General features: G+C 65.2%; 11 protein-coding genes and 1 pseudogene. 4 read left to right on the top strand and 8 right to left on the bottom strand.

The genetic code is table 11. From position 1 onward, the window contains the following. The 7 genes and pseudogenes from ABFE16_02500 to ABFE16_02470 form a co-directional block, all read right to left on the bottom strand. Positions 1-296, bottom strand: a 296-nt coding sequence (locus ABFE16_02500; GenBank protein MEN6344142.1) for a hypothetical protein, incomplete at its 3' end; no start/stop codon positions are given. Positions 297-1,407: 1,111 nt separating this feature from the next. Then, positions 1,408-2,769, bottom strand: coding sequence for an NAD(P)/FAD-dependent oxidoreductase (locus ABFE16_02495; GenBank protein MEN6344141.1), 1,362 nt, complete (start codon positions 2,767-2,769; stop codon positions 1,408-1,410). A gap of 58 nt (positions 2,770-2,827) precedes the next feature. Then, positions 2,828-4,336: a glycosyltransferase family 39 protein gene (locus tag ABFE16_02490; protein MEN6344140.1), complete on the bottom strand. Its 1,509-nt coding sequence runs from the start codon at positions 4,334-4,336 to the stop codon at positions 2,828-2,830. 109 nt (positions 4,337-4,445) lie between these two features. Beyond that, entirely contained in the window at positions 4,446-5,213 is a 768-nt protein-coding gene (locus ABFE16_02485; protein MEN6344139.1) for a polyprenol monophosphomannose synthase, read from the bottom strand. Between the two features lie 39 nt (positions 5,214-5,252). Then, entirely contained in the window at positions 5,253-5,564 is a 312-nt protein-coding gene (locus tag ABFE16_02480; protein MEN6344138.1) for a hypothetical protein, read from the bottom strand. Between the two features lie 138 nt (positions 5,565-5,702). Continuing rightward, on the bottom strand, positions 5,703-6,275 hold the full coding sequence (raiA, locus tag ABFE16_02475; GenBank protein MEN6344137.1) for a ribosome-associated translation inhibitor RaiA: 573 nt from the start codon (positions 6,273-6,275) through the stop codon (positions 5,703-5,705). A gap of 171 nt (positions 6,276-6,446) precedes the next feature. Further along, positions 6,447-6,647 (bottom strand): annotated as a pseudogene (locus ABFE16_02470) (cold shock domain-containing protein). A gap of 222 nt (positions 6,648-6,869) precedes the next feature. On the opposite strand from ABFE16_02470, the gene ABFE16_02465 reads away from it, so the two are divergent. From ABFE16_02465 to ABFE16_02450, 4 genes are all read left to right on the top strand, one after another. Further along, positions 6,870-7,961 (top strand): hypothetical protein, encoded by a 1,092-nt coding sequence (locus tag ABFE16_02465; protein ID MEN6344136.1) that lies wholly within the window; start codon positions 6,870-6,872, stop codon positions 7,959-7,961. A 174-nt stretch (positions 7,962-8,135) separates the two neighbouring features. Then, positions 8,136-9,848 carry a M12 family metallo-peptidase gene (locus ABFE16_02460; GenBank protein MEN6344135.1) on the top strand — a complete coding sequence of 571 codons (1,713 nt, stop codon included), beginning with the start codon at positions 8,136-8,138 and terminating at the stop codon, positions 9,846-9,848. Positions 9,849-10,004: 156 nt separating this feature from the next. After that, on the top strand, positions 10,005-10,460 hold the full coding sequence (locus ABFE16_02455; protein ID MEN6344134.1) for a hypothetical protein: 456 nt from the start codon (positions 10,005-10,007) through the stop codon (positions 10,458-10,460). A gap of 42 nt (positions 10,461-10,502) precedes the next feature. After that, entirely contained in the window at positions 10,503-11,315 is an 813-nt protein-coding gene (locus ABFE16_02450) for an AAC(3) family N-acetyltransferase (protein ID MEN6344133.1), read from the top strand. Positions 11,316-11,321: 6 nt separating this feature from the next. Here ABFE16_02450 and ABFE16_02445 read toward each other — a convergent pair whose 3' ends face one another. After that, the gene (locus tag ABFE16_02445) at positions 11,322-14,156 is read right to left on the bottom strand and encodes a glycoside hydrolase family 20 zincin-like fold domain-containing protein (protein ID MEN6344132.1); all 2,835 of its coding nucleotides are present in this window, start codon (positions 14,154-14,156) and stop codon (positions 11,322-11,324) included. Between the last annotated feature and the right edge of the window lie 201 nt (positions 14,157-14,357).

Here is a 14,357-nt window from a genome sequence, read left to right as displayed (position 1 = left end):
AACACGTTGTTGCGGCCGCACAGGGGCCCGATGATCCCCTCGAACCACCCGCTGGAGCGCCGGCTCCATGTTACATGTTCCAGGCCGGCGTTCGGGTAGACGTTCCCGAGGGTCCCTGCGTAGGAGGGCGCCACAGAGCCCCCCGACCAGCTGACGCTGTCGAGGACCTCTCCGCCCGACTCGGGCCAGGATGCGGTGATATAGATGTACCGCTGCGAGTTGGTGGTCGCGAGCGGAGTGATGACCTCGATGGTCACCGTTACCGCTGCCATCGCCTCGCGTACCGGGAGCAGCACGGCCACTCCTACCAACAGGCACATGACAAGAGGTGTGATTGCAGTGGCTCGAAAATGAGGCTGGGTGATGCGCACAGTCGTTTGCCTCCTCGGCTGTTGCGTGATCGTCGGACGACCTGCCATGCCGATCCCCACCGCTTCCTTGGCCGAATGTATTGTGCCTACTGTCCCACCACGTTCCTCTGCCCAACTGCTCCCTGGCGCATGCCCGCACTACCCTTCACACGACGCCCCACAACCACCACTAACTGAGTGCGGCGATGCGCTGCTCTGCAGACTGTCCTGGTTTGTGTCTCTCATCCCCTCGCCACAATCGTACCCGCCCGCACTAACCCTGAACGGTCCCCCCCCGTAAACGCACAAAGCGCGCGCGCAGGCTACTGCGCGCGTTCTCCAATCATAAGCCGCATTTTAGCTTAGCGAAACCTATCACGTCAACCGCGCCTCTTTCCCACTCCCCGCCGTCCCCGGAGCATTCTGTGCCCCACTCGCCTCCCCAGACCGGCCGACACGGGATCATTTCTCCCGCAGAACCACCATCACCTTCTTGCAGGCCAGACCTTCTAGCTCCAGCAGCCTGCACTTCAAATCCAGGCCTCCACCAAAGCCGGTGAGGCTTCCACCCGCGCCTACCACACGGTGGCACGGTACGAATAGCGGTAGTAGATTGTGCCGCATCACTTGCCCAACCGGCCGTGCCGACTTGGGTCTCCCGACGCTCCGGGCCAACTCTCCATAGGTGACGACACTGCCCCAAGGGATACGGCTACACGCGCGGAGGACGGTGGCTGCAAAGGACGTGACCCCGCCGAGGTCGAGCGGAATCGTCACATCTGGCGGACTTCCAGCGAAGTACTGCTCAAGCCACCGCGAGGCGTCCGTCAGTATTGGCCCTCTTGACGCGCAGCCAAGGGCGATTGTTCCGCGGTCCGCCCCAAGGTTTACACGCAGATCCAGAGCTATGGCGGCTTCCTCAGCAGTGTCCAGCGGTAGCGTTGATCGCCAGAGTCCGGCGCCCCTTGTCACCAGTCCACACCAACCCCAGGAAGTCTGGACGACACAATAGGTCACGGCGTCGCCGCCTGCACCGACACTCTCGGCCAACTGTGACCTAAGCCGCGTCACCATGATCCTCTCCGGCGCTCACCTTGGCGACCCGCTGTGCGAGCCGGATCGTTCCGCTCACTGAGCGGTCTGACGGGTACAGCTGCGTGGAATCGGTCAGATACAGGCCCCGCAGTGGGGCACACATCGGCGGCACCCGGCGAGCGAACCCCGGTAGGCAGACGGCCTGGGCGAAGGAATCCCGCGTCACCACCCAGTCTGTCACTGCGCTCTTGTCAAAGCCCGGGAACAGTGCTGCAATGCCGCTCAAGAGCCCGTCAACAAGCTGCGCATCAGGCATCACGAACCGCGGGTCCTCTACGGGCATGTACAAGGGTATGTATAGTACCTTCCGTCCGCCCTGGGCCTCATGATTCAGGTTCGTGTACTCAACGAGACCATTGAAAGGCGCTCGCGTGTCGTTGACGTTTACCCAAAAGCTGCTTGTGACAACCTCCTCCATGAGCGCCAGGAGGCAGGCAATCCCCGAGTAGGGCACGCTCTGGAGCGCCTCACGAAAATCGCTGACGCAGGCAGGGAGCATCTCGGCCAGCACCGGCAGAGGGACAGTCGAGATCACCACCTCGGCCGGCTCCTCACCCTCCTCCAGGACGACTCCGCAGGTCCGCCCACCTTCCTCGCTCACAGCCCTCACGGGAGTGGCCGTCCGAACGGCTCCGCCGGACTGCTCGATGCGTGCTCTCAGCTCACCGAGAAGAGTCCTCGTCCCGCCCTCGAGGTAGCCCAGTTCCTCGGGCTTGAGGATGTTCTTGCGCGAGCCGGACAGCCGGTGCATGCGGTGCCACATCCAGGGCGCGGAGACCTGGGAGGCGGCCACTCCGAACTTCATCTGTAGTAGGGGGTCCCAGACCACCTGGTAGGCCTGGAGCCCTTGCCCAGCGATGAGCCACTCCTGCGCAGTGCGGTCCTCGAGTCGTTCCCAGTCGGTGAAGCGCCGGGCATGCATGGCGTGGAGACCGAAGCGGACTCGCGAGGTCCAGGACAGCGGCGCGAAGCGGAGGATATCCCAGGGCGTGGTGAAGGGCCACAGTCGGCCGCTGCAGTAGTAGCTGGTGTTGGCGGCCTGCCAGTGGAGCTTGTCCTGCAGGCCCAACTCCTGCACCAGCTCCACCAGGCCGTCATCGCCGGCGCAGATGAAGTGGTAGTAACGCTCGATCGGCGCTCCGCCCAGGGATAGGGAGCGGGCAAGTCCGCCGATCTCGTCGCGCTGCTCATACACCGTCACCTGGTGCCCCAGCTTCGTCAGCTCGTAGGCACTGACCAGCCCGGAGACCCCGGCACCGATGACTGCTACCCTCTTGCGTGGACCCATGTGGTAGTCGCGTTTCTGTGAAGAGGTAGTGACCAACAGAGCGTCTCATGGCAGCCTGGGCTCCCAGGCTCCCGGCCGGTCGTGACGCTGCGGTTCAGCGCCACTCAAAGGCCTTCGGCGCCGGCGGCTCTGCGGAAGCCGGCGGCTTGCTAACGCCCCGGTCGGGCCTGCGTGTCAGGTCGAAGATCTGGTAATCGGGCATGTCGGACACACACAGGTACTCCTGGCGCAGGTATGCCTGGATCTGGGGCTGTGCCGTAGCATCCTTGATGTCGAAGTAGACAGCCCAGTGAGCCCCGCGGCGGATCCGATCGCGGATGTAGTCCGGTCCCGGCACGTCCCCTGGAGCTACCTCGTTGGGAGCCTTGCCAAAGCCCTCTCGTCCCACCCAACCCGGGCGGTCGAAGTAGTACAGGCAGCCATACCCGGCCGGGAAGAGCACAACCCGCTCCCTGTGTGAGGGGTCGAGCAGGTTGAGTTCCGTGGCCGCCTGGTGAATCGGCTTGTAGGGCTGGTACATGGGCTCCACGCCCCACACGCACAGGCCGAGGAACACCACTGCCAGGAGGGGGTCCAGGCGTCGGCTGAAGCGTCGCGATTGGGCGAGCTGCTCCCAACCCAGCGCAATCAGTGCGGCCGCCGGAGGGATCATCGGAAGCTGGTAGTAGTTCTGGCGCAGATTCCCGCCGGAGACCACCACGAAGTAGACGGCAATCCCGGCCAGCCAGATATGGAACAGGGTGATCCTCACCCGTCCCTCGGCCAGGGCAGTGAGGCCCAGGATCAGCAGCACCACGCCGACCGCGGTAAGGTGTTGGCGCACCAGCCGGTCCATCATCAGCGAATAGTTGCCGGGCTTGAGGAAGTCGGCGGGAGAGAACCACATTCCGCCACCGAAACCCACGCCGACGGTGAAGTAGTGGCGGCCGATGTTGAGGTAGGCGTGCAGATAGTAGGCCAGAGCGGGCACGAGCATGATCGCCGCCAGGGCCCAGAGTTGCTTCTGACGAAGGACGTCCCGCTTGTACTTGCACCAGGCCAGATAGCCCAGCGGGATGAACAGCACGACGGTGGGTAGCTTCACCAGGAAGCACAACGCCCCACAGACGGCCGTCCAGACGAGATGCTTGCGCTTGCCGCTTTCCAGCCACAGCGAGAAGGCGTAGATCACCGCGATCGAAAAGAACAGCATCGCCGGCTCGGACATCAGGACCCGGGAGAAGTACCAGTTGGTGGGCAGGAAGGCGAAGACAAACAGCCCATAGGCGGCCGCCACCGGTCCCAACTGCATCAGCGCCAGACGGTAGAACAGCACCATCGAGCCCACGCTGAAGGTCACCGTGACCAGGCGCGCGACCCACTCATGGATGCCGAACACGCGGTAGCCGAAGGACGTGAGCCAGGTGACAAGCTGGAACTCGATCTCGATGTAGCCGGGCTTGTCGGCGCTGTAGTCCGTCTCGGGCCACAGGATATTGGGGCTCTTGAGGGCGAAGTTCTTGGCGATCGGCGCGATCTGCAACTGCTTGATCCAGTGCTGGCTGGTGAAGGGGGAGTTGAAGCCCACGAGACGGACCGCCGTCGCCAGCACGAGGATGATCATGACCTCATGCCGCCGGTGAAGGCCGTGCAGAAAGACTGCAGGTTGGGTGCGGGGATTGTCCGGCGGGTCAAGAGGACCCGGATGATGGGAGAACAAGCGCGATCACGCCTCAGTCGCTGGTGGCGGCATAGGTCTTCGGGGGCTTCGAGCCGCGCTGCAGAAGCAACCGAAAGCAGAGCACGGCGCTCTCCAGGATGATCTTCTTGGAGAGCTTCGAGCGTCCCGCCTGGCGGTCAAGAAAGATGATGGGCACCTCACTCATGCGTGCCCCGAGGCGGTGACAGCGGAAGAGCATTTCGACCAAGAACCCGTAGCCGTCGGTCGTGGTCGACCACGGATCGGCACGCAGCAGGATCTCCTTGCGGTAGGCACGGAAGCCGCTGGTGCAGTCGGCCTGGCGCAGTCCCGTGAGCAGCCGCGTCACCACGCCGCCGCCGAAGCGGCTGAGGAAGATACGGAACCCGGACCAGTTCTCCGTCCGTCCGCCCTTCACATACCGCGAGCCGATTGCCACGTCAGCGTCGGCCAGGGCCTCAACCAGCGCCGGAATCGTCTTGGGGTCATGCGAGAGGTCGGCATCCATGGTGATGACCACACTCGCTCCGTTGTCCAGCACCTTCCGCATCCCATCCCGGTGGGCCGAGGCATAGCCAAGCTTCCCGGGCCGGTGGACCACCGTGATGCGCCCCGGATAGCGGCCGGCCCACTCCTCGGCAAGGTCACCTGTTCCATCTGGAGAGCCGTCATCGACGATGCACAGCGCCGGGGCCTGCGGGAGGCCCAGGAGTCCCTCAAGGAGCGTGGGGAGGTTCTCACTCTCATTGTAGGTAGCCGTCACGACCCATACGGCGGGTGCGCCGGACGCCTTCTCGCTCACGTCGCTGCTCTCCGTCACGGTTAGCGCCTCGCCAGGGCGTCACCCACCGAGGTCTTCGCCGGTGGTCTGCCCCTGATCTGCCATCGATGCAAGCCACCACTCGACCGCCGCAATCCAGACTGCCACGAAGTCTGCGTCGGGTTCTCCGGCCAGGACCTGCCCGAGGAACTGGCGCACCGAAGCTTCATAGTCAAGGGGTGCTTCGTCCAGTTGCAGCACCTCACCGGCGGGACCGGGCGCCGCAAGAGCCTGCAGCTCCACCAGCTCCTCCGATAGCTGCTGCAAGGTCGGACGCTCCAGACGACTACCCCACCGGCTCCATACCCACTCGCGGAGTTCCTCGCGGTTCATCGAATCCCTCCCCAGACCTCAGCAACGCCGCGAAACTGGACGGGAAGCAATCGGCCCCCAGGGCAGGGGGCCGATTGTCGAGTGCTCGTTTCTGCGTAGCAGACTGCGGGCTGCAGGTCTGCGTACGGCATACGCCAGCTAAGCCATAGTGGGCTCGATGAGCCCGTAACCGCCGTCACGACGACGGTAGACCACCTGGACCTGGTCGCTCTGCGCGTTGAAGAACAGGAAGAAGTCGTGTCCCAGCAACTCCATCTGCAGGGCCGCCTCTTCCGGCGTCATCGGCTTAAGCTCGTGCGACTTGGTCCGCAAGATCCTGATCTCGCCTGGGGCAACCTCGACCGTGTCTACCTCCTCGCCCTCCTCGGGCTCGGCGGCCTCCTCGTAACCTCCCTCCGTCGTGAGCTTGCGCATCGGGGTCCGGGTGTGATCTCGTACTCGCTCCCGGTACCGCTTCAATTGTCTCTCCAGCTTGTCCAGAGCCTTGTCAAAGCTCGCCAGATCGTCGTTGGACCGCTCTTCGCTGCGTAGCAGGACAGAATCTGCCTCGAGCGTGATCTCTACAGTCCTCCAGCCCCGCTGGGAAGCCAGACTTACCCGGACGTCTTTGATGCGGTCGAAGGAGTGTTCCAAGGTTGCCAATCTGGGACTTGCGTGGTCTCGAAACCTCTGGGTTATCTCGCTGTTACGCCCCTGAAACGCTATTTTCATGTGCGACATGCCTCCGGTGTGTTGGCGTAGGTAGCCGCATGACCCGGAACTACTTGTGGCCCGTGCCGGTTCCAGCCCGCTGTCTGCGCAGAACGAGCTCCTGTCCCGCCACTACCAGAGCGGCTCCGCTTCTTCCTCATCGTGGGCTTTTTCGACTTTGGGCGCCCCACCCAGGCGTGTGACATTCGCTGCCTGGGGGCCCCGGTCGCCCTCCACGATGTCGAACTCCACATCTTCTCCATCGTCGAGCGTCTTGTAACCTTCCATCTGGATCGCCGAGTAGTGCACAAACACATCCGGCTCTCCAGGACGCTCGATGAAGCCGTACCCCTTCTGCGCGTCGAACCACTTGACTTTGCCGCCTAAACGCACGGTCGAAGCCTCCTCAAGTGGCCGCAAAGCGACTCCACCTACATGACAATTTAGCCCAAGCGCCGCCCTCTGTCAACTGACTTCCCAAGCGACCCGTAGAGGCTGGATTCCCGAACCTCCGGAGGTCCTGGTCGTCACTTCCAGCAGGGGCTAGTGGCCGCGCGTAGTCGTCGGCAGCCCCGTCCGAGTAGTACTTCGCAGAACTGGAGGAGCGTGCAACTGATGTTCAGAAGAGCACTCTTGCCCTTCATTGTCTTCCTGGCTGTCGTGGCTTGCCTTCCCCTCGGGGCACAGCAGGCCTCGACAGCACCCCGTGTCAGTCTCAGGATGGACAACAAGCCGGTGAAGGAGGTCGCGGCCGAACTGACCCGGCTGTTCGGTGTGCAGGTCTATGTGACCGACAAGACCGGTGCCACAGTCTCGGTCGACCTCAAGGACGTTGACCTGGAGCAGGCGGTTGCGGCCCTCGCCCAGGCCGGTGGCGACTCCTGGATGCGGGCCTACCTCATCGAGAAGAACCCAACCACCGCCACCTACACGGCCGACCAGCTCTGCGCCCTGATGGCCGCCTTCCGTCGGGAGTGGACCCAGGGGCTGACGACTGACCAACGCCAGGGCCTGTTGTCTCGCTGGCGTGCAGCAGCCCGAGCGCAGACCAAGGCACCGCAGCCCGGTGGTGCAGCCGCTCCTCGCCCGGCCGGTGCTCAGGACGCCCAGGCCCGGCGACGCCAGGCGCTCACCCTCGACGACCCCGTCGGCGGACTGCTTCTGCCCCTGCGCACGGAGACCATCTCGGTGGACTTCCGCGAGACGCCCCTCAAGCAAGCGCTGTACAAACTGATGGAGCTGAGTGGCTTCATCACCCTCCCTGAGGAGGGTCTGGAGGGCCCCGTCGGCCTGGAGCTGAAGGACGTCAAGGTCGGCGACGCCGTCAACCAGGTCGCCGAGGCGGTCAAGGCCAAGGTGCGCGTCTTCTATCTGATCGGTCAGCCCAGGCAGATGGACGCTGCCGAAGCCCGGCAGCGCGTCGTGCAGCGCTTGCGGGCCAATTGGCAGGAGTTCTGGGCGAAGACACCCGAGGAGCGCCAGCAGGAGATCCAGCGACGCGTCGCCTCCATCGACCGTCTGGTGGCTGCGGCGGACCGTGCCGCGGCGAACCCCGGTCAGCCGAATCGCGCTCGGCAACTCCTCGACCGCGTCGTCCCGCCGTCTCTCGCAGCACTGCAACGGGCGATGGCGAACCTGACGCCGGAGCAGCAGCAGGAGCTGATGCCGCTGCTCAATGCCCTCACGCAGGCCGCAGGGAACCAGTAGATGCAAGGCCAGTGCCGCACACCAAGAGCGCCAGGGCAGACTGACCCATGGCTCTTCGGCCGCCCTGACGCTTCGTGTCGGCTTGTGTCTTGACGCCGTCCTGCCGCCATGATACCGTCCACGAGACGCACGCTGCTATCGCCATCGTTTCCGGGGTTCTCAGGCTTGACTGCAATGCGCCCAGCGCTGCTGTTGTCGCTTCTTCTTCTATCGGTTCTGGCCGCCGCTCAGCCGGTTGATCTTGACACTCACCCGGTGACTGTGGAGGCCCAGGGCAGCCCGCTGACCGACGTGCTGTCTACTCTCACCGAGCAGGTCGGCGGCAGCCTCGTGTTCGGGTCCTCGGACGTCGCCCGGGTAACCCTCTCCCTCAAGGACCGGCCCTTCCCCGAGGCCATGAATCTGCTGGCAGACATGTTCGGGCTGATCGCCACCTGGAACGGCTCGACCCTGGTGGTGCGGACGGTGGAGGATGCGGTCTCAGGGGCCGACAAGGCGCTGGCCCAGGGGAACGTCGAGACGGTCCTTCACCTCAGCCAGGAAGCCAGGGGATCCGAACTCCTCTATGGGTCGCCGGCGCTTCGCGAGAAACTCAAGACGCAGGTCGACGAACTGGTGCAGCAGCGCAGCAAGGAGGCCCTGAGCAACGGCAACGCCGACCCGTCGCTGGCGGCGGCTCTGGCCTCGATCCCCTCGCAACCGTCACTGACGCAGGCTTCGCTGGCCTCCTTTGCCGTGCGTGGATACCTGCGGCAGGGCAAGGGTGAGGTCGCCCTTGAGCTGTGGGACGAGTACCTCAAGGGCCGCCACACATGGCCCGGCGCAGTGGCGGCCGCCGAGTTGCTGCTTGCCTTGCACTACTCCCAGTCGCCGCAGGCCCCGGAGTTCTGGCGACAGTCCTTCGACCTGGCGAGTGCGACGACTCTGCTGAAGGAAGGGTTTCGCCAGGGCGCCTACCGGGACGCTCTGCACCTGGCCCGCCTGAACCTCCGCTATGCGCAGACAGCCGGGCGCACTCAGGACGCGGACGCCCTTTCAGCCGCGATCGACGCCTGCCTGGCCTCGCCACGCCGTGTTGCCGTCACCTGCGCAATCGACAGGGAAGCGACCTCCGACCCAGGCTGGGAGACCAAGATCCGGGCGAGACTCGACCAGGTCTCCCAGGCTTTCGCCATTCCCTTCGGGATCAGCTTCGATGTGACCCGGCTGGTAAGCTGGGACCCGCCTTCCAGCAGTGACTTCCAGATCCAGAACGCGGCGATCAAGTCCGCGGTAGGTTCCGCACACCCGGAGCTGACCGTCGGCTTCATCCTGGAAGTCTTCCCCGATCACCCGGCCAACCTGGACCTCGCCTCCATGCACCTGTGGACCGGCTTCGGCTGCCCGCATATGGGACCGTACCTGCTGGCACGGGACTTCTCCTTCGAGTACGTGAGCACCGGCCGGGCCAGCGAGTGGACCATGTCGGCCGGCGCCGTTGCCGAGACCCTCATCCACGAGATGGGCCACATGTTCGGTGCGCTGCATGTGGAGGACGGGAACTCGGTCATGCGCGCCGTCTCGCGCCAGGACCCGAAGCACGACTTCGACGCACTCAACGCACGGGTCATCCAACTGCACAAGTGGCAGGACATCAGCAAGGGCGCTGACTCCCTCGATGAGCCGGAGCTGCTGGAGCTTGTGCAGCGCTACCGAGACCTGGCCGCCGCCTGCTCACGCCCCAATGGTGCGCAGGAGGAGGAGTCCCGGGTGCATATGGCCCTGGCCCGACTGTACCGCGAGCGGCAAGACCCGGCCCGTGCTGCCGAGGAATTCGAGCAGGTGGTTGCCCTGGGCGTCCCCTCCGATCTGGTCTCAGAAGCCCGCAAGATCCTCACCTCCGGGTAGCGATTCTCAGCCGCTCACTGCCTCTCCCTACCCTCCCGCAGACAACGTTCTCCCACGGGTTCCGCCTCACCACGGACTCAAGTAACCCGCCTGGACGGCCAAGGTTGTACCCGGTAGGAGGCGCAGAAGGCCTTCGCCGGACGGGAGGTACCCGCAATGGAGGTCGTGGGCGACGGAATCAGTACCGACATGAAGAACCGCTGCACGTGCCGCAAGGTCCATCCGAGAGCAGGCAGTCTTTGTGAGGGGTGTCGCACGGCACAGGCCGGCGGCAACTGCTGGGACGTAGCTGTGTCGCCCTGCTGCGACCTGCCGCGCACTACCTGCGACACTTGCCCGACCTTCGTGGCAGCCCTGCGGTCGACGACGAGGGCTGAGAGTGTCCGCGTGGTCCTCGAAGGTGGGATATCCGTCGAGGGTGAAATCCATTTGCAATACAACCGGCGGATGAGTGACACCTTCAACGACTCAGACAAGCCGTACATCGTGATCACCCACGCCGTGATCCGCTACCCAGACAGCGAGAACCGGCCGGTTGAGACTCACGACATGATCCTGCTGCTCAAGGACGCAGCACGGATGGTGTACCCGCTGCGAAGCAGGGCTGCGTGAGGTACCGGCGCCGGACTCGGCACAGGGAACAGGAGTGCGCCCGTGTCCTCGCAGACCACTCAGCCGCCGGAGGTCACATCGCAGGCCGACATCACCGCCGGAGTCCGCGCCTGCGGCGTGGAATCGGGCGAACTGCTGCTGGTGCACTCCTCACTGTCTTCGCTGGGATGGGTCGAGGGTGGCGCGCAGACCGTCATCGACGCCCTGCTGGCGGCAGTCGGCCCACAGGGCACAGTGGCCTTCCCCACCTTCACCGGCCACCGCGAGCTAAGCGCTGAGAATCCGCCGGTGTTCCGGCCGGACGTGGACCCCTGCTGGACCGGGCACATCCCGGAGGCTGCCCGGCAACGCCCTGATGCTCTGCGCAGCCTGGGACCGACGCACTCGGTGTGCGCTCTGGGCCATGAGGCCGCCTGGTTCACTGACGGTCACGAGCGGGCGGTCACGCCCTGTGGTCTGCTCTCGCCCTTCCACCGGCTGCGACTGGCGTCCGGGAAGGTGCTGTTCATCGGTGTGGAGCTCTCCTGCAACACGCTCTTCCATCATGTCGAGGAGATGGCCGGCGCACCCTATGTGTGCGTGACGGAGCCGGTGGCGGCGCAGGTGATCCTGCCCGACGGACGGCATATCCCGGTCCCCTTGCGGATCCACCGATATGGTCCCGGTCGTGACTACCCACGCTTTGAGCCCGAGCTGATGCACCGGGGCTTGCTGAAACGGGGACAGGCAGGCAAGGCGTCCTTGCTGCTTCTCCAGGCGCAGCCCTTCTGCGAGCTCATGATCCCCCGGGTGCGCGAGAACCCCGCCGTGCTGCTGGCGCACCCGGAGGACTACGAGCCGTCGCAGTGGGTCTAGTCGCGCCTAGGGAGCCGGCTGCACGCAGAGCCCCGACAGCAGCATCTGTGCCTCGGCGGCCACGGGCCGAATCTCGACCTCACGGATCGTCTGGTCGGGCCTGGGGTTCACCCACTGCAGGGCGTACCAGGTTCGTCCCTCCGCGTCCGTCCAGTAGCCGACCGCGTTGTAGGTGTAGGGCAAGGTCTGCTTCACCGCGTCTCGCACGTCCAGGCCGTAGCTGATCGGCCTGGTCACCTCAGTGTCGTCCTCGTAGCGAACCACCAACTCCGCTACCGGCAGGCCCTTCCAGCAGTCCTTGCTCTGGAGACGCTTGTAGAGGGCGTCCTTGCCGCCCGGCGTCGTCGCGGCTGCTAGAAGGCATAGCGCCTGAAGCCGCCGCCCCAGGGGCACCTTCACAGAGCTCTCAGGGCTGACTGTCACTGGCTTCTCGGCGGGCGTGAACTCCAGGGCTCCCGCGCGACAGAAGGGGCCGGGAGTAACCCCGGGGAGGCTCAGGGGTTGTGCGCCGCTCTCCGGCGCTTCAAGGGCAGTTCGGGTCAGCGCCGCCAACCGGGGAGCGAAGAAGGAATCGTCCATCGGCGGCTGCGAGGCAAGGGCGTCCGGGTAGAGGTTCCAGGAGTACTCGGCAGCCTCGATCACCGGCAGGTAGCAGTACTCGTCCTTCACGCCGACTGCGCCCTCGGTCAGCCACGGCGTCTTGTCCCACACGCCGAACATGTTGCCCATGACCTCGGGGGCCTGGGCCGGGTTCACTCCGCATGAGTTGGACTGGACCACCGGGAAGCCCAGTCGCTGGAAGCGGTAGTTGGACCCCTCGTCAAGGGTCTTCGACCAGTTGCAGATCGTGATGTCCCGAGGCAGCTTCTCGACGATGTCGGCCAGATTGAAGGGCGGCCCACCGTTGTGAGCGCGGAGGACCATGTCGCCCCACATCATCGCCTTGACGCCGCGCGAGGTCAGGTAGTCGTGGAGCATCGCGACCTGATCGACGAAGACGTCGCGTTTGTCCAGGCCGGCGCAGAGCTTGCAGCGGTTCTCCTCGGGCGTGTTCAGCGTCTGCCAGCGCACCTCGTCGAGGCCCATGTGGAAGTAGGTGGGCTGGAACACGTCGATGACCTCGCCGTAGCAGTCGAGCAGGATCCGCTTGCTGTCCGGGTGGCGCGTGCAAAGCGTCTGCGTGTCGCCGTCCTCCCGCAGTTGCTTGAAGGGGATCACCAGCCAACTGCAGTGCCCCAGGGAATCAAGCAAGGGGATGGGGTTGATGTCGTAGGACTTGAGGGTCTGCACCAGGTGGCGGACGGTATCCTGCGACCACGCCGCCGGACCGTCGATCTCCGGGTGGAGGCGGTACTTCATGCCCTGGCGCACGATCAGTACGACGGTGTTCAGCTTGTGCTCCAGGCATGTGCGCACGAGGAAGCGCTCGAAGAAGGCGGGATCGGCGGGTGCATCGTTCGGGTACCCCCAGCGGTCCGTGGGCAGGGACGCCGAGATGGCCCGCACCGGCAGCGAAGGCCAGTCCACGATCCGCACCCAGGGCAGGTTCGCGCTCCCGGCACGACGGGCCTCGGCGACCAACTGCAGAAGGGTGATGGCTCCGTAGCGCAGACCGGGACGCGCCGTCGCCGCCACTGTGACACCGTTCTCATCCACCAGCAGAGCGTAGGCCTCGGAGCCACGCAGGCGGAGCTGGGCCATGAGATTGCCGGGAAGGGCGGAGGGCCCGCGGCCGGTCGAGAGCGTCAGGAAGGCGAGACCGGCCCCGGATTCGGAGGGCATAGCCTTCGTCGGGAGCCGCCAGCGGTCACGGAGTTGCTCCTCCAGGTACTGCGGCACGGAGCCTAACAACTCGGCCGGACCGTAGCTGCGCACGGTCACTTCGCCGCTCAGGGCCATTCCGGGGCTGTCCTCGCGAACCTGAATCTGCTTCGGTGTGGGCAGCAGTCCGAGCTTCGGCTCCCGAGTCTGCTGCGAGTAAGCGGCTGCGAAACGGTACTTAAGCTCTAGCTTAGCGCCCGCTTCGGACCTGACACCCAGTGTCAGGTTGGCCTTGCCTTCGCTGAGGTCCGTCGCCGGGACGCTCACCAGAACGTCGTCCTGAGGAGGCCAGGAGACCTCGACGGGAGTCGCCTGGCTGCTGGTGCCGTCGGGCCAGGTGAGAGTGGCGGAGACCTGAGACTTGCCACCCAGCCCGGCAGGATCCAGACGCACGAGCCAGGAGTCGTCCAGGGCTGCCAGCTCGGCCTGGGGCGCTCCGGCAGGCAACTCCGCCTCGGGCTCAAGGGGTTCGGTGCGCCGGCGGGTCTCCAGAGCAATCTGATCGATGGCCATGCGGCGCGTGCCGGTGCCGGAGATGAGGATACGGCGGATCCTGGCGCTGTCGAAGGGGATGCCCTCGCGGTTCCAGAAGGTCCGTAGGTCGTAGCTGCACCGCCGCCACTGGGTGCTGTCCATCGGCAGCGGTCGGCTGTAGGACAGCTCCTTGCCGTCGGGGCTCTGGCAGTGAACGACGAGGTTGACGGTGGCCTGTGACCCATCGCCGCGGTACCAGAGACTGAGGAACCGCCACTGCGGGCCGCGCCAGGGCGCGTTCTCGTCGAAGTAGGCACTGATGATGTTGCCGCCGCGAGGGACGTCCTGCCAGGCCATGCCCAGAGCCTGACCGTACTTGCCGGGCACGAGCTCGATGGTGGCCTTGCCGCCTCCCCAGGGGTTTGTCCACCACCCGGTAAGGCCCTCCTCGAAGCTGAAGAGGACAACGCGGTCGGCCGTCTGGGCGCAGCAGCAGGCACAGGCGAGAAGGCAAGGCAGGAGGAGCACGAGTGTCGGGCGCGACATGTTCGGTGCTTCCTTTCTGGAAGTGCGTTCGGCGAGGTGTTCGTGGCGGCCCGAACACGTACCTGCCTCTTGCAGGCGTCGGCGCCCTGGTGCGGAGGGGACTGGACGCGTAGTGTAGAATGGGGGCCGCGGACCCAGGCAACCCGGTCCGACGCTTTGGAGAGCACATCGCGGGCGCGTCGAACGTGAAGGTTCCGACGG

The sequence above is a fragment of the Armatimonadia bacterium genome (genome assembly GCA_039679385.1).
Taxonomy (GTDB): domain Bacteria; phylum Armatimonadota; class Zipacnadia; order Zipacnadales; family JABUFB01; genus JAJFTQ01.
This window is presented reverse-complemented; position numbering and strand designations above follow the sequence as displayed.

Excerpts from the sequence above, each read along its gene's own strand:
- ABFE16_02490 (MEN6344140.1), bottom strand. The coding sequence starts at position 4,336 with ATGATCATCCTCGTGCTGGCGACGGCGGTCCGTCTCGTGGGCTTCAAC.
- raiA (MEN6344137.1), bottom strand. The coding sequence starts at position 6,275 with ATGAAAATAGCGTTTCAGGGGCGTAACAGCGAGATAACCCAGAGGTTT.
- ABFE16_02460 (MEN6344135.1), top strand. The coding sequence starts at position 8,136 with ATGCGCCCAGCGCTGCTGTTGTCGCTTCTTCTTCTATCGGTTCTGGCC.
- ABFE16_02465 (MEN6344136.1), top strand. The coding sequence starts at position 6,870 with ATGTTCAGAAGAGCACTCTTGCCCTTCATTGTCTTCCTGGCTGTCGTG.
- ABFE16_02455 (MEN6344134.1), top strand. The coding sequence starts at position 10,005 with ATGGAGGTCGTGGGCGACGGAATCAGTACCGACATGAAGAACCGCTGC.
- ABFE16_02445 (MEN6344132.1), bottom strand. The coding sequence starts at position 14,156 with ATGTCGCGCCCGACACTCGTGCTCCTCCTGCCTTGCCTTCTCGCCTGT.
- ABFE16_02480 (MEN6344138.1), bottom strand. The coding sequence starts at position 5,564 with ATGAACCGCGAGGAACTCCGCGAGTGGGTATGGAGCCGGTGGGGTAGT.